The 18,940-nt window shown below is 60.3% G+C and carries 18 protein-coding genes; 11 read left to right on the top strand and 7 right to left on the bottom strand.

What is annotated here, in order from left to right; all coding sequences use genetic code 11:
- Positions 1-3 precede the first annotated feature (3 nt).
- Both DK261_RS18695 and norR read right to left on the bottom strand, forming a co-directional pair.
- Entirely contained in the window at positions 4-906 is a 903-nt protein-coding gene (locus tag DK261_RS18695; protein WP_009050702.1) for a chemotaxis protein CheV, read from the bottom strand.
- Positions 907-1,134: 228 nt separating this feature from the next.
- Positions 1,135-2,685, bottom strand: a complete 1,551-nt coding sequence (gene norR, locus DK261_RS18690) for a nitric oxide reductase transcriptional regulator NorR (protein ID WP_110176131.1) — start codon at positions 2,683-2,685, stop codon at positions 1,135-1,137.
- A gap of 156 nt (positions 2,686-2,841) precedes the next feature.
- On the opposite strand from norR, the gene hmpA reads away from it, so the two are divergent.
- The 10 genes from hmpA (at position 2,842) to queC (ending at position 11,810) form a co-directional block, all read left to right on the top strand.
- Positions 2,842-4,023 (top strand): NO-inducible flavohemoprotein, encoded by a 1,182-nt coding sequence (hmpA, locus tag DK261_RS18685; protein WP_110176130.1) that lies wholly within the window; start codon positions 2,842-2,844, stop codon positions 4,021-4,023.
- Positions 4,024-4,299: 276 nt separating this feature from the next.
- The gene (locus tag DK261_RS18680) at positions 4,300-4,839 is read left to right on the top strand and encodes an ester cyclase (protein ID WP_110176129.1); all 540 of its coding nucleotides are present in this window, start codon (positions 4,300-4,302) and stop codon (positions 4,837-4,839) included.
- A gap of 24 nt (positions 4,840-4,863) precedes the next feature.
- Entirely contained in the window at positions 4,864-5,373 is a 510-nt protein-coding gene (locus DK261_RS18675) for a disulfide bond formation protein B (protein ID WP_110176128.1), read from the top strand.
- A gap of 289 nt (positions 5,374-5,662) precedes the next feature.
- On the top strand, positions 5,663-5,824 hold the full coding sequence (locus DK261_RS33050; RefSeq protein ID WP_155290711.1) for a hypothetical protein: 162 nt from the start codon (positions 5,663-5,665) through the stop codon (positions 5,822-5,824).
- Positions 5,825-6,166: 342 nt separating this feature from the next.
- A complete protein-coding gene (gene cyoA, locus DK261_RS18665) occupies positions 6,167-7,108 on the top strand; it encodes a ubiquinol oxidase subunit II (protein WP_009050698.1) in 942 nt (313 codons plus the stop codon).
- A 3-nt stretch (positions 7,109-7,111) separates the two neighbouring features.
- Positions 7,112-9,130: a cytochrome o ubiquinol oxidase subunit I gene (gene cyoB, locus DK261_RS18660; protein ID WP_016703521.1), complete on the top strand. Its 2,019-nt coding sequence runs from the start codon at positions 7,112-7,114 to the stop codon at positions 9,128-9,130.
- Between the two features lie 3 nt (positions 9,131-9,133).
- Positions 9,134-9,760: a cytochrome o ubiquinol oxidase subunit III gene (locus DK261_RS18655; protein ID WP_053280784.1), complete on the top strand. Its 627-nt coding sequence runs from the start codon at positions 9,134-9,136 to the stop codon at positions 9,758-9,760.
- Positions 9,760-10,095, top strand: a complete 336-nt coding sequence (gene cyoD / locus DK261_RS18650) for a cytochrome o ubiquinol oxidase subunit IV (protein WP_007929704.1) — start codon at positions 9,760-9,762, stop codon at positions 10,093-10,095. The genes DK261_RS18655 and cyoD overlap by 1 nt, the downstream gene beginning before the upstream one ends.
- Positions 10,096-10,106: 11 nt before the next feature.
- Positions 10,107-10,994 (top strand): heme o synthase, encoded by an 888-nt coding sequence (gene cyoE, locus DK261_RS18645; protein WP_007929705.1) that lies wholly within the window; start codon positions 10,107-10,109, stop codon positions 10,992-10,994.
- Between the two features lie 117 nt (positions 10,995-11,111).
- On the top strand, positions 11,112-11,810 hold the full coding sequence (gene queC / locus DK261_RS18640) for a 7-cyano-7-deazaguanine synthase QueC (RefSeq protein ID WP_110176236.1): 699 nt from the start codon (positions 11,112-11,114) through the stop codon (positions 11,808-11,810).
- A 94-nt stretch (positions 11,811-11,904) separates the two neighbouring features.
- On the opposite strand, the gene DK261_RS18635 is transcribed toward queC, so the two are convergent.
- Entirely contained in the window at positions 11,905-12,786 is an 882-nt protein-coding gene (locus DK261_RS18635) for a queuosine precursor transporter (RefSeq protein WP_009050696.1), read from the bottom strand.
- A complete protein-coding gene (locus DK261_RS18630; RefSeq protein WP_009050695.1) occupies positions 12,773-13,375 on the bottom strand; it encodes a helix-turn-helix transcriptional regulator in 603 nt (200 codons plus the stop codon). Before DK261_RS18630 ends, DK261_RS18635 begins: the two co-directional genes overlap by 14 nt.
- A 492-nt stretch (positions 13,376-13,867) precedes the next feature.
- Here DK261_RS18630 and glyA point away from each other — a divergent pair, with 492 nt between their 5' ends.
- On the top strand, positions 13,868-15,223 hold the full coding sequence (glyA, locus tag DK261_RS18625; protein WP_110176127.1) for a serine hydroxymethyltransferase: 1,356 nt from the start codon (positions 13,868-13,870) through the stop codon (positions 15,221-15,223).
- A 96-nt stretch (positions 15,224-15,319) separates the two neighbouring features.
- Here glyA and DK261_RS18620 read toward each other — a convergent pair whose 3' ends face one another.
- The 3 genes from DK261_RS18620 to DK261_RS18610 all read right to left on the bottom strand — a co-directional run bounded on the left by DK261_RS18620 (position 15,320) and on the right by DK261_RS18610 (position 18,861).
- Positions 15,320-16,021 (bottom strand): hypothetical protein, encoded by a 702-nt coding sequence (locus DK261_RS18620; RefSeq protein WP_009050693.1) that lies wholly within the window; start codon positions 16,019-16,021, stop codon positions 15,320-15,322.
- Between the two features lie 213 nt (positions 16,022-16,234).
- Positions 16,235-17,377, bottom strand: a complete 1,143-nt coding sequence (locus tag DK261_RS18615; protein ID WP_110176126.1) for a fatty acid desaturase — start codon at positions 17,375-17,377, stop codon at positions 16,235-16,237.
- A gap of 14 nt (positions 17,378-17,391) precedes the next feature.
- The gene (locus DK261_RS18610; protein ID WP_110176125.1) at positions 17,392-18,861 is read right to left on the bottom strand and encodes an amidase; all 1,470 of its coding nucleotides are present in this window, start codon (positions 18,859-18,861) and stop codon (positions 17,392-17,394) included.
- Positions 18,862-18,940: the final 79 nt, after the last annotated feature.

Raw genomic sequence — 18,940 nt, 5'->3', positions numbered from 1 at the left:
GGCTCAGGCGCTCTGGGCGGCGACGTGACGGGCCGCTTCGATCAGGCAGCGGGTCAGGTCCGGCGAGGAAAACTTGGTCAACACCGCGTTGGCGCCGGCCAGGCGGGCCTTTTCCGCGTTCATGGCGCTGTCCAGCGAGGTATGCAGCAAGACGTAGAGGTGGGCGAAGTCCGGGGTCTCGCGCAGGGTGCGGGTCAGGGCATAGCCGTCCATCTCCGACATCTCGATGTCCGAGACGATCAGGTTGATTTCCTGGGCGGTGCCTTGCAGGTCCAGCAGGCAGTCGATGGCCTCCTTGGCGCTGCGCGCGGTGTGGCATTGCAGGCCGAGGTTGCGCAGGGTATGCACCGACTGCTGCAGGGCCACCTGGCTGTCGTCGACCACCAGGATCCGCGCGTTACCCAGCAGTTCGGCGTCTTCCATGCTCAGCTCGGTCGGCGCGGTTTCGATCTGCGCCGGGGCGATGCCGTGGATGACTTTCTCGATGTCCAGCACCTGCACCAGGGTGCCGTCGACCTGGGTGACCCCGGTGATATAGGACTTGACCCCGCCGGAGCCATAGGGCGGCGGACGGATATCGGTGGTCAGGCAATGCACGATCTTGCTCACCGCCTGCACATGCAGGCCCTGCTTGGAGCGGCTGACGTCGGTGACGATCAGGCAGCCGCCCTCCGGGTCTTCCAGCGGCCGTTCGCCGATGGCCCGGCTCAAGTCGATGACCGACAGCGAATTACCGCGCAGGGTGGCGATGCCTTTCACGTGCGGGTGCGATTCCGGCAGTTTGGTCAGCGGCGGGCAGGGAATGATTTCACTGACTTTGAGCAGGTTGATTGCCATCAGCTTGCCGCTGCGCAAGGTGAACAGCAGAAGCGAAAGGGAATCTGCGCGGGCTTTGTTGGAAGACATAAAAACCTTCTGTGGAAAAAGGTGGTTCGCGCAATAGGTCGCGAACAGCTAGCGATAACGGGTTATCGACGCGTGGAGGGCTGGCTTTAGCGGCTTTGTCGGTTTGCGGATCAACGCACGCGGTATTACGACAATTGTAGGAGCGAGCTTGCTCGCGATAGGCCGAAGGTCGCTTGTGAGTTCGCTATCGCATCGCGAGCAAGCTCGCTCCTACAAGGTTCGCACTCTTTATTTCAGTCCCAGGCGCTTGGCCATGCGCCCCAGGTTGGCGCGGTCCAGGCCCAGCTCGCGGGCGGCGCTGGCCCAGTTGTGCTGGTGACGCTCAAGGCAGGCGCTGATCAGCTGGCGCTGGTAGTTTTCGGTGGCCTGGCGCAGATCGCCACTGCCGGGAATCTCGGCCATGGCTGCCGGGGCGGGCTGGGGCGCGACCGGTGTCGAGGCGTCCGGCAGGTCCAGGTCGGCGGCGCTCAGGCTGAGGATCTTCGGCCGTTCGCGGCAATTGCCCAGGGCCTTGAGGGCGCTGCGGCCGATCAGGTGTTCCAGCTCGCGCACGTTGCCCGGCCAGGCGTAGGCCAGCAGCGCCGCCTGGGCATCGCTGGTCAGGCGCAGGCTGCCCAGGCCCATGCGCGAGCGATTCTGTTCGAGGAAGTAGCCGCTGAGCAGCAACACATCGCGGCCGCGGTCGCGCAGGGCCGGCACCAGCAGCGGGTAGACGCTGAGGCGGTGATAGAAGTCCGCGCGATAGCGGCCGCTGCGCACTTCTTCGGCCAGGTCGCGGTTGGCGGCGGCGATCAGCCGCACGTCAACCTGATGCTCCTGGTCCGACCCCAGGCGTTGCAGCTGGCCGCTTTGCAGCACGCGCAGCAGCTTGGCCTGGACGGTCAGCGACAACTCGCCCACTTCGTCGAGAAACAGCGTGCCGCCATTGGCCAGCTCGAATTTGCCGCGGCGGTCGTTGGTGGCGCCGGTGAAGGCGCCGCGTACATGGCCGAACAGTTCGCTTTCCACCAGGGTGTCGGGCAGGGCGGCGCAGTTGAGGCTGATCAGCGGCTTGTCGGCCCGGGGCGAGGCGGCATGGATGGCCTGGGCCACCAGTTCCTTGCCAACCCCGGTTTCGCCGGTGATCAGCACCGTCAGGTCGCTGCCGCCGACCAGGCCGATTTCCTCCAGCAGACGTTTGTGCGCCTTGCTCTGGCCGATCATTTCGCGGTTCTGGCCGCTGGCCTGGCGATAGACCTCGGCGCGCTGGTGTTCGTCTTCGGCGCGCAGGGCCAGGCGCTCAATGCGCTCGGCGGCGTTGACGGTGGCCGCCGCCAGGCTGGCGAAGGCCTGCAGGGCATCCAGTTCGATCGGCTCGAAGCGCTGCGGGTCGAGGGCATCCAGGGTCAGCAGGCCCCAGGGGCGTTCGTCGATAAACAGCGGGCAGCCCATGCAGTCGTGGACTTCCAGGTGTTCGTGCAGGCCATCCACCAGGCCGTCGTAAGGGTCCGGCAAGTCGCTGTCGCTGGCGAAGCGGGTAGGGCCGGGATGGCTGAGCAGGGCGGCGAAACGCGGGTGTTCGCTGACCTTGAAACGCCGGCCCAGGGTGTCGGTGCTCAGGCCGTCCACTGCCAGCGGCACCAGCCATTCGCCATCCAGGCGCAGCAGCGCGGCGGCGTCGCAGGGCAGCAGGGCGCGCATGGCTTCCAGCAGGCGGCGGTAGCGCTCGCCTTCAGGCAGTTCGCGGGACAGGTCGGAGACCAGGGGCAACAAGGCGGTGAGCAGGGACTTTGCGGTCATAATGACTCCGTATGGTCTTAATGACTATAAATGCCGGTGTGTCGATATGACTACAATTATTTTAAGATATTGATTTATATGGTTTTTATTGTTGGCACGAAAACTGACTGGTAAAGGGCAACCTGCAAGTAGTCAGAAAGCTCAGGAGTTGTACTTATGCTTAGCGTCGAAGATCGTGCCATCATCAAATCCACCGTTCCGCTGCTGGAAAGCGGTGGCGAAGCCCTGATCACCCACTTCTACCGGATGATGCTCTCCGAGTATCCGCAAGTGCGTCCGCTGTTCAACCAGGCGCACCAGGCCAGCGGCGACCAGCCACGGGCCCTGGCCAACGGCGTATTGATGTACGCCCGGCACATCGACCAGCTCGACCAGTTGGGCGACCTGGTGGCGAAGATCATCAACAAGCACGTGGCCCTGCAGATCCTGCCGGAGCATTACCCGATCGTCGGCAGCTGCCTGCTGCGCGCCATTTCCGAAGTGCTGGGCGAGGAGATCGCCACGCCGGCGGTGATGAGCGCCTGGGGCGCGGCCTATAACCAGTTGGCGGATATCCTGATCGGTGCCGAAGGCGCGATCTACGACCAGAAGGCCCAGGCCCCGGGCGGCTGGCGCGGCGCGCGGGAATTCAAGCTGGTCCGCCGGGAGCAGGAGAGCGCGGAAATCACCTCGTTCTATTTCGAGCCTGTGGATAACGGCCCGATTCTCGCCGCCGAGCCGGGTCAGTACATCGGCATGCAACTGTTCCTCGATGGCGAGGAAATCCGCCGCAACTACTCGCTGTCGGCCCTGTCCGACGCCGGCCAGTACCGCATCAGCGTCAAGCGCGAAGCCGGTGGCCGCGCTTCCAACTATTTGCACGACCAGATGCAGGTTGGCGCCAGCATCCAGCTGTTCCCGCCGGCGGGCGAATTCACCCTGGCGGACAGCGACAAGCCGCTGGTGCTGATCAGCGGTGGCGTCGGCATCACTCCGACCCTGCCGATGCTCGAGGCCGCCCTGGCCAGCCAGCGTCCGGTGCACTTTATCCACTGCGCGCGCAACGGCGGGGTGCATGCGTTCCGCGATTGGGTCGACGGTCTGGCCGCGCGTCATCCGCAACTCAAGCGCTTCTACTGCTACGCCGAAGACGACGGCGTCAGCCCGGCGGCGGACAAGGTCGGCCTGCTGAGCCAGGAACAACTGGCCGAATGGTTGCCACAGGAGCGTGACCTGGACGCCTACTTCCTTGGCCCGAAAGCCTTCATGGCGGCGATCAAGCGCCACCTCAAGGCCCTGGGCGTACCGGAAAAGCAAAGCCGCTACGAGTTCTTCGGCCCGGCCGCGGCCCTGGAGTAACCCCCATCGGCCAGCCCCCGCCCGGAGGCTGGCCTCTTTGTAGCCGCTGGCGCAGCCTGCGATCGGTTGCGCAGCGACTGCCAGCCTGAGCTCGCGGTTTACCCGAGGTACTGGGGGATAGTATTGCGAGCGCTGCGCGCTCGATCGCAGGCTGCGCCAGCGGCTACAGGCCGCACTCGTAAAAATCCTTTAAAGGTTAATCCGTTCTTAACCTGTTTATCGTTAATTCCCCGATGCTGATGATAGGCGCTCGTTCGCACTGATCAGGATCATCCCATGCAACTCTCAGCCATTTCCCGCATCACCCTGGCCGCAACCTTGCTCGCCAGTCCCCTGGTTTTCGCCGAGCCGGACTTGCTCCAGGCGCAGACCCTGGTCGTCGATCAGAGCCTGCCCAAGCCCCAGCGCGAAGCCATGGAACTGGCCGCGCGGCGCTACGGCAGTTTCTGGAACAGCGGCGATGAAAGCCTGGCCAAGGCGGCGCTGGCGGAGAACTTCGTCGATATGACGCCGCCTGCAGGGCGGGTCCAGGGCCCGACCGGGCCGCTGCTGGCGTCGCGCTTCTTTCGCACGGCGGTGCCGGACTTGAGCGCACAAATCGAGCAGATGATCGTGGCCGGGGACCGGGTGGTGCTGCACCTGCATTTTCGCGGGCACTTCAGCGGGACCTTCAATGCACTCAAAGGTCATGGTCAGCGTGTAGACTTCCGGGCAACCGACATTTATCAGATCGCCAACGGCCGGATCACCGCCAATTGGCATATCGAAGACAACCTCAGCCTGATGCAGCAGTTGCAAGCGCTGCCATCGGGTTGAGCCACAGACAGAAAGGAATTGAGGATGACTGACGACACACTGCGCTTGGGGCGCGAGCGACGTTTTCTGGTGTTGCTGGGGGTGATCTGCCTGGCGCTGATCGGCGGCGCGCTGTACATGCAGGTGGTGCTGGGCGAGGCGCCTTGCCCGCTGTGCATCCTGCAGCGCTACGCGTTTTTGCTGATCGCGATTTTCGCCTTCATCGGCGCGGCCATGCGCAGTCGTCGCAGTCTCACGGTGCTGGAAGCGTTGGTCGTGATCAGCGCGCTGTTCGGCGCGGCGGTGGCGGGGCATCACGTCTATACCCAGGCCCATCCTGCGGTCAGTTGCGGCATCGATGTGCTGCAGCCGATCGTCGACAGCCTGCCGTTGGCGACCGTCTTCCCGCTGGGGTTCCAGGTCGATGGCTTCTGCTCCACGCCGTACCCGCCGGTGCTGGGCCTGTCCCTGGCGCAATGGGCGCTGGTGGCCTTTGTGCTGACCCTGGTGCTGGTGCCGCTGGGCATCATTCGTAACCGTCGCCAAAGCGCCTGACCCGGCGTAAAAAGCCCCGGTCCCGATGTTCGGGGCCGGGGCTTTTTTGTGTGTAGGACAATGTGCGAAAGGGGCGTGATATGGGGCAATCGGACGTGCGATAAAAGTGCGACATGTTGTCACATGGAGGGTGTCGCACCGGTGTTTGCGCAGATGACAGTGCGCCGTTTTTTTTGTGTCAGAAACGGAAAAAGCCTGTCAGTTCATGTTGGCGCAGTGAGTGGCAAAACAAGCATAGCCGGCTATCTAAATAAATCGTTTCAGCCCTCGTTTTACAAGGGATAGCGCGATGCCATCGGTGGATTTTCCGCTGGCGCAAGGCGCGTTTTTCGAGCTGGCTGGAAGGCGTTTTTGGGGCTTTTTATTGGGAATGAATCTCGATATGATCGCGACCCGTTGCAATAATCGCCACGCATTGTTGCGCGAACCGATAAAAATTATTTCGGGATAAGACATGGTTTATAAAACGCTACATATCTACAATCGCCCGCACTGAATTTCCGGCGCTGCTCACCCTGAGCTTACGGCGGCGGTCGAGGGGCGTTGGACGCTCCATGCGACCCCAGGTGTCGGCACCTTCCAAATATCCGCACCAAATGGAATTGGTCTGTAACAAGGCCTTTGACCACGAATTCGAATAAGAACTCACTGCTAGCCCAGGATTTGTCAAACAGCGCGTAACGCGCCGGGCAGGCCCTTATTCAATCGAAGAAAAAATGCCAACCCTTGGCACGGTGAAGTGTTGGCCATCAAAACCCAACTGCATTGCGCAAGCTGCTTTAGAGGTCGTGAGATGAGTAAAAACAGGTACCCCCGATTACTAGGCTTTTTGCCGCTGCTTGGCATGATGTTAATGCTGGGAGGCTGCAAGTGGACCTTGCTCGACCCGAAAGGACAGGTCGGTCTGGATGAGCGAAACCTGATCATCACCGCTACCCTGCTGATGCTGCTGGTCGTGATCCCGGTGATCGTGATGACCTTCGCGTTCGCCTGGAAATACCGCGCGTCCAACACCAACGCGACCTACGCGCCGAAGTGGTCGCACTCCACCAAGATCGAAATCGCGGTGTGGCTGGTCCCGATCCTCATCATCATTGCCCTGGGTTATGTGACCTACAAGTCCACCCACGCGCTGGACCCGTATCGTCCGCTGGAATCCGACGCCAAGCCGATCAACATCGAAGTGGTCGCGCTGGACTGGAAGTGGCTGTTCATCTACCCGGACCAGGGTATCGCCACGGTTAACCAAATCCGCTTCCCGGAGCACACTCCGCTGAACTTCAAGATCACCTCCGACGCCGTGATGAACTCGTTCTTCATCCCTGCTCTGGGCGGCCAGATCTACGCGATGGCAGGCATGCAGACCAAGCTGCACCTGATCGCCAACCAGAAAGCTGAAATGGAAGGCATCTCCGCTAACTACAGTGGCGCTGGCTTCACCGGCATGAAATTCAAAGCGATCTCGACGAGCCAGGAAGATTTCGACGCCTGGGTAGCCGAAGTCAAGGCCGCACCTAAACAGCTTGATCAAGCTGAATACGAAGCCCTTGCCAAGCCAAGCCAGAACAACCCTGTCGCGCTGTACTCCTCGTACACGCCGGACCTGTTTCAGAAAATCGTCGACAAGTATGAAGGCATGAAACCAGGCAAGCCGGTCAAGCACGAGAAGAAAGAAGTGGCCGCTGTGGAAGGGACTGATATGAGCTCGCATTCAGCTGCTGGGGCAGAGGAGTAAACGATGTTTGGTAAATTAAGTCTGGACGCGATACCGTTCCACGAGCCGATTGTCATGGTGACCGTTGCCATGATCATCCTCGGTGGTCTGGCGCTTGTCGCGGGTATCACGTACTTCAAGAAGTGGTCCTACCTGTGGACCGAATGGCTGACTTCGGTCGACCACAAGAAAATCGGCGTGATGTACATCATCGTCGCCATGGTCATGCTCCTGCGCGGCTTCGCCGACGCGATCATGATGCGTACCCAGCTGGCCATGGCCACCGAGGGTTCGCCGGGCTACCTGCCTCCTGAACACTATGACCAGATCTTCACCGCCCACGGTGTGATCATGATCATCTTCATGGCGATGCCATTCTTCACCGGCCTGATGAACCTTGCAGTGCCGCTGCAGATCGGCGCGCGTGACGTTGCCTATCCGTTCCTCAACTCCCTGAGCTTCTGGCTGCTGGTTTCCGGCGTCGTGCTGATCAACCTGTCCCTGGGCGTCGGCGAATTCGCCAAGACCGGCTGGGTTGCGTATCCGCCGCTGTCGGGCCTGCAATACAGTCCGGGCGTGGGTGTCGACTACTACATCTGGGCGCTACAGCTATCCGGGCTAGGGACGACGCTAACGGGGGTCAACTTCCTGGCCACCGTGCTGAAAATGCGTACCCCGGGCATGAAGATGATGGACATGCCGATCTTCACCTGGACCTGCACCTGGGCCAACGTGCTGATCGTCGCTTCGTTCCCGATCCTGACCGCTACCCTGGCACTGCTGACGCTTGACCGTTACATGGATTTCCACATTTTCACCAATGAACTTGGTGGCAATCCAATGATGTACGTGAACCTGTTCTGGGCTTGGGGTCACCCTGAGGTGTACATCCTGATCCTGCCGGCGTTCGGTATCTTCTCCGAAGTCATCTCGACCTTCTCGGGCAAGCGCCTGTTCGGCCACCACTCGATGATCTACGCTTCCGGCGCGATCTCGGTACTGGGCTTCATGGTCTGGCTGCACCACTTCTTCACCATGGGTTCGGGGGCCAGCGTCAACGCCTTCTTCGGCCTGGCGACCATGCTGATTTCCATCCCGACGGGTGTGAAACTATTTAACTGGCTGTTCACCATCTACCACGGCCGTCTGCGTATCACCAGCCAGGTCCTGTGGACCCTGGGCTTCATGGTGACCTTCGCCATCGGCGGCATGACTGGCGTACTGCTGGCCATCCCGGGTGCCGACTTCGTCCTGCACAACAGCCTGTTCGTGATCGCGCACTTCCACAACGTGATCATCGGTGGTGCTGTATTCGGCTACATCGCTGGTTTCAGCTTCTACTTCCCGAAAGCGTTCGGCTTCAAGCTGCACGAAGGCTGGGGCAAGGCTGCATTCTGGTTCTGGATCTCGGGCTTCTTCGTCGCGTTCATGCCGCTCTATGCACTGGGCTTCATGGGCATGACCCGTCGTCTGAACGCCACGACCAACCCTGAGTGGGTGCCGTACCTGTACGTCGCCATGTTCGGTGCGGTGATGATCGCCATCGGTATCGCCTGCCAGCTGATCCAGCTGTACGTCAGCGTGCGTGATCGCAAGCAGAACCAGTGTGTTTCCGGCGACCCATGGAATGCCCACACCCTGGAATGGTCGACTTCGTCGCCACCACCGTTCTACAACTTCGCCGTACTGCCGAAGGCCAATGGCATCGACCCGTTCACCGAAGCCAAGGAAGACGGTACCGCGTACCAGAAGCCTGCTCGCTACGAACCGATCCACATGCCGAACAACACCGCCACCGGCCTGGTGATGGGTGCTCTGTTGACCGTCTTCGGTTTCGCGATGATCTGGCACATCTGGTGGCTGGCGATCGCTAGCCTGGCCGGTACCGTGATCTATTTCGTGATCCACGCGGCTCGCGATGATCAAGGCTACATGGTGCCGGTCGACGTGATCGAACGCATCGAAGCCGAGCAGCACGCTCGCCTGGTAGCCGAGAAGAAGATTCCGGCCAACCGTGTAGAAACCTCGTTGGAACAGGCTTAAACCATGTCGAACTTAGTGACCAATGCTGGACACACCCATGTCGATGACCATGGGCACGATGACCATCACCACGACTCGGGCGAGATGACCGTATACGGTTTCTGGCTCTACCTGATGACCGACTGCATCCTGTTTGCGTCGATCTTCGCGGTGTACGCGGTACTGGTAAACAACGTAGCGGGTGGCCCGTCGGGCCACGACATCTTCGAACTGCCTTACGTGCTCGGCGAAACCGCCTTGCTGCTGTTCAGTTCGATCACCTACGGCTTCGCCATGCTGGCGTTCTTCCGGGGTAACAAGAAGCAGGTCCTGGGCTGGCTGGCCCTGACCTTCCTGTTCGGCCTGGGCTTCATCGGCATGGAGGTCAACGAGTTCCACCTGCTGATCTCCGAAGGCTACGGCCCTAGCCGCAGCGGCTTCCTGTCCGGGTTCTTCACCCTGGTCGGCACCCACGGTCTGCACGTGACCGCTGGCCTGATCTGGATGGCGATCATGATGTATCAGGTCAACAAGCACGGCCTGACCGCAACCAACAAGACCCGCCTGAGCTGCCTGAGCCTGTTCTGGCACTTCCTGGACGTGGTCTGGATCTGCGTCTTCACCGTTGTTTACCTGATGGGGACTATGTAATGGCTAATGCACACTCCCATGATAGCCATGATGCTGGCCACGGCAGCGTAAAGTCGTACGCCATCGGCTTCATCCTGTCGGTGATCCTGACGATCATCCCGTTCGGCCTGGTGATGTACCCGACCCTGCCGAAATCCATCACCCTGATGATCGTGCTCGCCTTCGCGGTGATCCAGGTCCTGGTTCACCTGGTGTACTTCCTGCACCTGGACCGCTCCGAGGCCCAGCGTAACAACGTGATCGCGTTCGTCTTCGCTGCGCTGGTGATCGTCCTGCTGGTTGGTCTGTCGTTGTGGATCATGTTCAGCATCCACACCTACATGATGGCGAAGTGAGGTAAGACCCGATGTCGCTCAAGCACTTTATCCAAATCACCAAACCGGGGATCATTTTCGGTAACGTGCTTTCTGTGGCGGGCGGTTTTTTCCTGGCCTCCAAGGGACATGTCGATCTGGCCATCTTCCTGGCCGCGATGATCGGCACGTCCCTGGTGGTAGCTTCCGGTTGCGTGTTCAACAACTGCATCGACCGCGACATCGACCTGAAGATGGAGCGCACCAAGAACCGCGTGCTGGTTCAGGGCCTGATCTCCCTGAAAGTGGCACTGGTCTACGCGACCCTCCTGGGTGTCGCCGGCGTTGCGTTGTTGTACAAGGTGGCCAATCCGCTGGCGGCGCTGTTTGCCGTGATCGGCTTTGTCATCTACGTCGGCTTCTACAGCCTGTACCTCAAGCGCAAGTCGGTGCACGGCACGCTGGTGGGCAGCCTGTCCGGGGCGATGCCGCCGGTGATCGGTTACGTGGCCGTGAGCAACAGCTTCGACATGGCCGCGCTGACCCTGCTGGTGATGTTCAGCCTGTGGCAGATGCCGCATTCCTACGCCATCGCGATCTTCCGCTTCAACGATTACCTGGCCGCATCGATTCCGGTGCTGCCAGTGAAGCGCGGCATCCTGGTGGCCAAGAAGCACATCCTGCTCTACATCCTGGCGTTCCTGGTGGCGACCCTGATGCTGACCTTCAGCGGGTATGCCGGCATGAGCTACCTGGCCGTCGCGGCCGCGATGGGCATGTACTGGCTGTACATGGCCTGGACCGGCTACAAGGCGGTGGACGACACCGTCTGGGCCCGCAAGCTGTTCGTGTTCTCGATCTTCACCATCACCGCGCTGAGCGTGATGATGTCCCTGGATTTCAAGGTACCGAGCGAACTGCTGCTGACCTACGCGCCATAAGCTGCAAAGGCTATGAAAAAGCCCCGCCTTCGACAGAAGCGCGGGGCTTTTTATTGAGTGTCAGTCAGTGGGCTGTTTAAATATTCAAATGACTCTATTCATGCAGGAAGCAGAATGATGAAGAAAAAAGCTGTTGTCGTATTCAGTGGCGGGCAGGACTCGACGACCTGTCTGATCCACGCATTGCCGCTCTATGATGAAGTGCACTGTATTACCTTTGATTACGGCCAGCGCCACCGCGCAGAAATAGACGTGGCGCAGCAGCTCGCGAAGCAGCTGGGGGCGACAGTCCACAAAGTGCTGGATGCTTCGTTGCTCAATGAGTTGGCGATCAGCAGTCTCACTCGAGACAATATTCCGGTGCCGACGGTGAACAGTTCAGGTGAAAGCCTGCCTAGCACTTTCGTGCCGGGAAGAAACATTCTGTTTCTGACCCTGGCCTCTATCTATGCCTACCAGGTACAGGCTGAAACGGTCATTACCGGGGTGTGTGAAACGGACTTCTCGGGTTATCCCGATTGCCGTGACGAGTTTGTAAAGGCCTTGAACAAGGCCGTCGAGTTGGGCATGGAATACCGCCTGCGTCTTGATACGCCACTGATGTGGCTGAACAAGTCGGAGACGTGGGCGCTGGCGGATCATCACAATCAGTTGAGCCTGATCCGCGAGCAGACCCTGACGTGCTACAACGGCGTGATTGGCAGCGGTTGCGCCAATTGCGATGCGTGCAATCTTCGTGCAAGAGGGCTGAATGACTATCTGGGGAACAAGACAGAAGTCATGAATAGCTTGAGAAGCAAGATGAATCTGCAATGACGGCTTGACCGACAGTACGTCAATGGATTTCAACACTGCATCCACCTGCCGGATGAGTGTTGAATCCATCAGCTTGAGATAAAGAGCGGTTGCACTACTTTGTCTGGCTGTCCGTCATATATCTCTTGAACAGTGACCTTGCTCCATAGGCAGGCAAGATGTTGAAGAAGGCAAAACACACCTTGATCGCGATCTGCACATAAATCATGTTCAGGATGTCGTTGTTTTGCATCGAGCCATAAAAGGCGATGTAGCAAAACACAAAGCTGTCGATAATGACCGCGAACAGCGTACTCAAGAATATCCGCAGGAACAGGAACCTGGAGTTCGTCAGCTCTTTTATCTTGCACAGCAAGTACGAGTTGATGTTCTCGGAAACCAGGAAAGAGACAGAGGACGCCACCAGGACAGATGACACATGAATGATCACGTCGTTGTACGGGGTGTCGAGCTTCCAGCCTGGCAAGCCGGGGAGAAAGGTCGAGCCATAGAGCAGGATGATAATCATGGCGTTGCTGGCGAAGGCAAAGAAGATCGCTTTTCTTGCCAGCCGCAGTCCGAAGTTTTCGTTCAACAGGTCAACGATCAGGAATGTCAGGGGATAAAGGAAGGTGCCCGGAGTGATAATGATGCCAAGGGATTCAAGATAAATGGGCTTGGTGGCGGCAATGCTGGTGAAGATATAGAAGGTAAAGAGCAGTAGATTGAGGATGATATAAATCATCCATGAGCTTTCGTGGCGGTCATTCAGATCGTATGCGGTCAGCGCTCCTCCTTGGGAGTAGAACTTCTTGTAGATGTTTTTAACTTCCATTTTGTTCAGGTTTTCCATTATTTCGCTGTTAAGCACTTCGCTCAGTTTGATCTTTATGACTTTGCCCGTAGCGATGATCATGATCACCGCCAGGCTCTTGTTGTTTTCAAAGCCCAGAAGTTTATATTTGCTGTTCTCGAGTTCGCCTTCATAAGCTGCCATTGAATCGCTCCTCGATGATGTCACCCACCACAAGTACTCGGTCTGAGTCGGAGCATGGCTCATTGATGATGAACAGCTTTCTTGCCTGTCTGTCGTAGACCAGTTTTTCCTTGTCGTCGCTCGACACTCCCTTTTGAATGATCAAGAGGTCGCCGGCCTCGTACATTCCCTTGATCTCATTCTCCAGCAGCACCGCTATCAAGTTGTAGGAGGCGCCGAAGTAATAGGTCAGTGGGTGAAGTATGGCCAGTTCGCCAATCCGCTTGTCCATGTTGATCATCAACAGGCTTTCCTTGAGGATCGGAACCGCCGCCGGGTTCATGTTTCCTTGTGGGGAAATACTGCTGTCGATGATTTCCTTCTCTTCAAAATCGACGGTTTCTATTTCTTCGTAGGAGACACCGAAGAAATCAGAGATTTTGCGAATGGTGGATTGCTGTACGTTGCTGACCTTGCCTTCCAGAATGTTGTAGATGGTCGTCCTGGTCAGGCCACTGGCATTGCATAAAGACAGTTGCGTCTCGCCGCGGCTTTTTATCAGGTATTTGATATTGCTCTTCAAATACTCTGTTCTTTCTCTTCTGTGCATCAAATGCTCACCATTTCCTTATAGTCGCCACGCTTAGGGGCTTTCATAGCGTGCGTGGCGTGCATGACATTCAACTGCTCGACGCCAGGGGGTGAGAACAGTCGGATTGATGCGGCAAGAGCTTGTCGGCTTTGTGGTCTGTACCAACTCGCTAGTGCTCCTTTAGCCAGCCTGCATCCATCCTGGAATATTTCGCTGTCGGTATCGGGCGCGCCCGGAATCCTTGGGAGGGTTCGGACCGGGGGCGCCGCGGGGGGCAAGTGTTGCATGTCCCTGTCATGACAATAAAGCCCCGAAATGCGCGGTGCCATCGCCTTGATAGGCGAACATCCAGCAGCGACGCAAACCTGCTGTCCCTTCCCGCTCTTCGGAAAAGAAGCATTTAATTTGGAAAGTGTTTAATTTTTTGATTAATTAGCTGCCCACGAACGTTAAACCAGGAAGCGTGCTGTCGTTCGTAGCACGCAAATGACAAGGAAGGAACACCGAACGATGGCAGCTTATACAGAACCACTGAGGGACCAGGCCGACCTGTTGCGACGTGGTTTGGCGGATTTGCGCGCTGAAGACGCCGAACTGGCCGGGATCCTGGACGCTGAAGTCACGCGTCAACACCGCACACTGTCCCTGGTTTCATCCTCCTGCGCGGCCAACCCTCGCATCCTGGCGGCGTCTGCCTCGGCACTGGTCAACGTCACCGCCGAGGGCATGCCAGGCAAGCGTCATCAGGTTGGTTGCGAGAACGTCGACCTGGTCGAGTCGCTGGCGATTCGCCGGGCGCGGGAGTTGTTCGGGGCGCAATATGCCAGCGTCCAGTCACACTCCGCCTCGAACGCCAACTACCAAGTGCTGGCTGCCCTGCTCGAGCCGGGGGACACCATTCTCGGAATGGCCCTCGATCATGGCGGGCACCTGACCCACGGCAGCCCTGTCGCATTCACCGGCGCCCACTACAAGGCGATCCGCTACGGCACCACCTCGCAGGGCGTGATCGATTACGCAGAGGTACGCCAACTGGCGCTCGCCCATCGTCCGCGCATCATCATCTGCGGTGCGACCGCCTATTCCCGGGTCGTGGACTTCCAACGCTTTCGCGCTATTGCCGACGAGGCCGGGGCCATCCTCCTGGCGGATATCTCCTATATCGCCGGGCTGGTCGCAACGGGGCGGCATCCGAGCCCGATCGACGTGGCGCATGTCACCACCGCGTGTACCCACAAGCAACTCGCGGGGCCTCGTGGCGGCCTCATTCTTTCCGGCCGGGACGCCGACACCAAGGTTCCCGGCCTGAGGGCGAGCTTCAGTCGGGTCCTTGAGCAAGCGGTATTCCCCCGGATGCAAGGCGCGCCGGCGGTCAACATGATCGCGGCCAAGGCCGCTGCGCTGGGCTACGCGATGTCCCCCGAGTTCGATGCCTACATGGGGCGGATTCGCAGCACAGCCGATGCAATGGCCAGCGCATTCATGGCGCAGGGCTACGAGGTCGTGGGCGGGGGGACGGAGAACCACACGGTTCTGCTCAGGTTGCGTGGGGGCATCAGCGGTTCGATTGCCGCCTCGGCACTGGAGCGATGCGGCATCATCGTGGGTAAAAACCGCGCACTGGGGGAAACCCGGTCCTCATTCGTCGCCAATGGCTTGTGTCTCGGCACCGGTTCCATCGCCCAACGCTACATCGATTCCCAAGGGTGTCGTGAAGTGGTCGATCTGGTGTGCCGGATACTGGACAAGGTCACGCCCCTCAGCGAGCAGAAGTACCACCTGGAGCCTGAGTTGCAAGAGCAGTTCCGACTCCAGACCGAGGCGTTGTGCGCGATGTATCCCATCGCCGATTACCGGGGCAACTGAGGGGGGCCCGGTCTTTCATTCGCAGGAGCCAGCCGCTGAGGGGCGCCGCGCTATTGCGCGATCCGCCCTCTGCGCGAGCCAGCTCGCGGGTACGGGTTATTGCTGTTGTAGAGCGCTGTAGCCTTCGAACGCGGTCTGCTGCTGGATCGCGGTGACGATGTTCTTGCGGGTGGCTGGTTGTTCGTTGCCGTCCTTGTCGAAGAACACTTCGCTTTCCAGCTCAGCCTCGTCGCCTTCGCCGACAAAGGCGAAACCGAGGAATTCGAAGGCTTCACGGTCGACGTTGGCCTTGGAGCGCGGGCGGATCGGCAGGGTGACGCTGATGCCGTCCTTGCTGATGGCGAACACTTCCATTTCTTTCTTCGGCCGTGCCTTGCTTTTGCCGCCGCCTGGGCTGCTGATGGCCTGGTGGGTCTGGTTCAGCACTTTCAGCGCCAGGCCGTAGACCAGCTCCTGGAAGCTCGGGTCGTCCTTGTAGCTGGACAGGATGCGGCTGATCGGGAACTTGCTGCTCAGGTCTTCGAGGGCGGCGCTGTCGGCGGCCTCGGCGTCCTTGAGCTGCTTGAGCTGGCCCATGAGTTCATAGGCGCGGTCGTCGTCGAAGCGGTCGTGAGCCTGGCGGATCTCGGCGCGCAATTCGCGGATCTGGTCGCTTTCCTTGGTGGACTGGAAAGCATCGAGGACCATCTCGCTGATGGTCTTGGCCTGGGACACGTGCTGTGAAAGATTGATGGCGTTTTCGTATTCCGCTTTGGACGACAAGGCGTTTACGGATTCTTCTGTATTGGAATCGGACATTGATATTTCACTACTTCGTTTAACTGGAAATGAGGCTAGAAAAGCACCGGGCCTTTTCAGGGCGCCTAATTTATGGGAGCGAGGCCCCATTGTCACGGACCAACGGACCGGTGCGAAAAAGCGTGGCTCTACTGACCCACGATCGACGGGAAAATTCCGGCGCCGATCTTCCCTGGCGAGCGTTCGCTGGGCAACGCTTCCGCCGCATTTCCTTCAGCGTTGCGCCTGCTGGTGAAACTCTGCGAACGAGATCATGCGCTGGTGCGCCGGGTCCCACAGCTTGAGTCGCAGGCAGCGGTAGATATCCCGCGGGCGCAGCGAAGTGGTGATCGGCGATTGCAACGCCGGGATCGCCGCCATGGCTTGCGGCAGGCGGTAGAAGGGGATGCCCGAGTTGGCGTGATGCACATGGTGATAGCCGATATTGGCGGTGAACCAGGCCATCAGTGGGCCGGTGCGCATGTAGCTGGAGGAGAACACCGCGGTAGCGGCGTAGTCCCAGTCGGCGCGCTCGGGGTAACGCACGCCGGGGAAGTTGTGCTGGCAATAGAACATGTAGGCGCCCAGTGCCGAGCCGGACAGGCTGGGGACCAGCACTCCGTACAGCAGGATGTCCGGCGCCAGCAGCGCCAGGGCGACGGCGCTCGCCAGGTTCAGCGCCAGGGCCAGTAGCGACCAGAGCCGATGCCGCGGCTGGGTGATCAGCGACACCATGCAAATGCTGAAAATGAAGATGCTGAATGATGCCAGGAGGATCATCAGTGGGTGCCGGGCGACGCGATAACGCAAGCGCTTGAGGCGCCCGGCGCGGGCATATTCCTCGGTGGACAGCAGGGGAAAGGTGCCCAGGTCAGTGTGGGTGGACAGCAGCGGCAGGCGGTTTTGTTCCGCGCCGACGTACTGGCAGCTGTGGCCGTGGTGGTAGTCGTGGGACTGCTTCCACAGCGTCGGCGGGGCCATCAGCAGCAAGCCGAAGGTCTTGAAAAACACCTCGGCGAAACGCGAGCCCTTGAGGATCGCTCCGTGCATGTAGTCGTGGTACAGCACGAACATACGCACCAGGGACAAGCCCAGCAGCACGCTGCACGCCAGGCGCAGCGGCCACCACAACGGCATGGCCACGGCCGCGCCGAACAGCCCGATCACCAGCAGCGTCGAGTAGAAATGCCACCAGCTCAGGCGGCGGTTTTCCACGGTAAAAGGCAGGGTCTGGCGAATCAGCTCCTTGCCATAACGCGCCAGTTGCTCGCGGTTCAGGCCATCGGTGGGCCAGGGGATGGCCCCCGGCAGAGGCTGCTCCTGGCCTGAGCCGGCAGGGCAATAAGGCGGGGCGGTCGAGGTGTCCAGCGTGCGCATGGGGGCTGCTCTCCTTAGCCGATAACCGCTTCGTTGGGGCGGTGCTGCATGAACAGCTGCGGCCGCCGGTCCTTCCACGGCCGTGCCTGTTCCAGCTGGCCGGCCAGGCGGAACAGCAGGCTTTCCTCGCCAAAGGCGGCGCTGAGCATCAGGCCGATCGGCAGGCCCTCGGCGTTCCAGTGCAGCGGCAGGGAAATCGCCGGTTGCCCCGAGGCGTTGTGAATAGCGGTGAACGGGCTGTAGTCGATCAGCGGACCGTAGGTGTTTTCCAGGTCGCTGGAATGGATATCCACCACCCCGTTGCGCAGCGGCGGCCGGGCCAGGGTCGGGGTCAGCCAGCAATCGTAAGTCTGGTGGAAGCGCGCCATTTCCCGGCCGACCTGCTGCAATACCAGCTCGGACATCTGGTACTCCACCGCACTCACGCCGAGGCCGCGTTGATGCACGGCCTGGGTCAGGTTTTCCAGTTCGCCGGGCAGCGGGCCGCGTCCTAGTTGCAGGCTCATCAGTTCCACGGCGAAGGCGATACCGGAAAACCACAGGGCGCTGAAAGCTTCGGCAAAACTTTGCAGGTCCAGCTGCGGCGCGGCTTCTTCCACATGGTGGCCGAGGGATTCGAGCAGGCGCGCGGTGCTTTCCACCGCCGCGATGCAGTCGGGGTGCAATGGCCGCCCGGCCGGGTCGGTGGCGGAGAAGGCGATGCGCAGGCGCCCCGGTTCGCGGCCGAGCTGGTCGAGAAAACGCCCCTGCATGGGCGGCGCGCGGTACGGGTCGCCCGGCACCACGCCGTGGGTGGCGTCGAGCAGGGCGGCGCTGTCGCGCACGCTGCGGGTCAGCACATGTTCGTCCAGCAGGCCGCTGAGCAGCTCGCCGAAGTCCGGGGCCAGGGAATTGCGCGCCCGGGTCGGTTTGAGGCCGACCAGGCCGCAGCAGGAGGCGGGAATGCGGATCGAGCCACCGCCGTCGTTGCCATGGGCCGCCGGGACCATGCCGGTGGCCACCGCGGCGGCTGCGCCACCACTGGAGCCGCCGGTGGAATATTCCAGGTTCCACGGGTTGCGCGCCGGGCCGTAGAAGGCCCCTTCGGTGGTGGGCAGAATGCCGAACTCCGGAGCGTTGGTCTTGCCGACGAACACCAGCCCGGCCTGGCGAAAACGCTTCACCAGCTCGCAGTCCTGGGGCATGACCCGTGCTTGCAGCATGCGCGAGGCCAGGGTCGAGGGCAGGTCCTGGCAGTCGCCGAGGATGTCCTTGAGCAGGAACGGCACGCCGTGCAGCGCGCCCGTCGCTGGCGCCTTGTCCTGTTCGGCGGCCTGCGCCCGGGCCTTGTCGTAGGCCTTGTAGACCACGGCGTTGACCGCCGGGTTGAAGGCTTCGATGCGGCGTATGGCTTCCTCCAGCAGTTCGGAGGGGCGTACCTGTCTGGTTCTTACCAGATCGGCCAGGCCGACCGCGTCGAAGGTGGCGTATTCGCTAAAAGACATCCTGTTCTCCCGGTGCTGCGCACGCTGGTGGCGAAACCGGAACGCTCCCGTTCCGGCCTGGATTTCATGACATGGCCAG

This window comes from Pseudomonas sp. RW409, from assembly GCF_003184125.1.
Lineage (GTDB): Bacteria > Pseudomonadota > Gammaproteobacteria > Pseudomonadales > Pseudomonadaceae > Aquipseudomonas > Aquipseudomonas chlororaphis_I.
Note: the sequence above shows the minus strand (reverse complement) of the source record. Positions and strands in the feature narration are given on the sequence as shown.

Bases quoted from the DNA above. Each gene is read 5' to 3' on its own strand.
- DK261_RS18610 (WP_110176125.1), bottom strand. From the start codon at position 18,861: ATGTCTTTTAGCGAATACGCCACCTTCGACGCGGTCGGCCTGGCCGAT.
- DK261_RS18680 (WP_110176129.1), top strand. From the start codon at position 4,300: ATGCAACTCTCAGCCATTTCCCGCATCACCCTGGCCGCAACCTTGCTC.
- DK261_RS18635 (WP_009050696.1), bottom strand. From the start codon at position 12,786: ATGGCAGCTTATGAAGGCGAACTCGAGAACAGCAAATATAAACTTCTG.
- DK261_RS18630 (WP_009050695.1), bottom strand. From the start codon at position 13,375: ATGCACAGAAGAGAAAGAACAGAGTATTTGAAGAGCAATATCAAATAC.
- cyoD (WP_007929704.1), top strand. From the start codon at position 9,760: ATGGCTAATGCACACTCCCATGATAGCCATGATGCTGGCCACGGCAGC.
- DK261_RS18675 (WP_110176128.1), top strand. From the start codon at position 4,864: ATGACTGACGACACACTGCGCTTGGGGCGCGAGCGACGTTTTCTGGTG.
- cyoA (WP_009050698.1), top strand. From the start codon at position 6,167: ATGAGTAAAAACAGGTACCCCCGATTACTAGGCTTTTTGCCGCTGCTT.
- glyA (WP_110176127.1), top strand. From the start codon at position 13,868: ATGGCAGCTTATACAGAACCACTGAGGGACCAGGCCGACCTGTTGCGA.
- DK261_RS18695 (WP_009050702.1), bottom strand. From the start codon at position 906: ATGTCTTCCAACAAAGCCCGCGCAGATTCCCTTTCGCTTCTGCTGTTC.
- hmpA (WP_110176130.1), top strand. From the start codon at position 2,842: ATGCTTAGCGTCGAAGATCGTGCCATCATCAAATCCACCGTTCCGCTG.
- norR (WP_110176131.1), bottom strand. From the start codon at position 2,685: ATGACCGCAAAGTCCCTGCTCACCGCCTTGTTGCCCCTGGTCTCCGAC.
- cyoB (WP_016703521.1), top strand. From the start codon at position 7,112: ATGTTTGGTAAATTAAGTCTGGACGCGATACCGTTCCACGAGCCGATT.
- cyoE (WP_007929705.1), top strand. From the start codon at position 10,107: ATGTCGCTCAAGCACTTTATCCAAATCACCAAACCGGGGATCATTTTC.
- DK261_RS18620 (WP_009050693.1), bottom strand. From the start codon at position 16,021: ATGTCCGATTCCAATACAGAAGAATCCGTAAACGCCTTGTCGTCCAAA.
- DK261_RS18615 (WP_110176126.1), bottom strand. From the start codon at position 17,377: ATGCGCACGCTGGACACCTCGACCGCCCCGCCTTATTGCCCTGCCGGC.
- queC (WP_110176236.1), top strand. From the start codon at position 11,112: ATGAAGAAAAAAGCTGTTGTCGTATTCAGTGGCGGGCAGGACTCGACG.
- DK261_RS33050 (WP_155290711.1), top strand. From the start codon at position 5,663: ATGCCATCGGTGGATTTTCCGCTGGCGCAAGGCGCGTTTTTCGAGCTG.
- DK261_RS18655 (WP_053280784.1), top strand. From the start codon at position 9,134: ATGTCGAACTTAGTGACCAATGCTGGACACACCCATGTCGATGACCAT.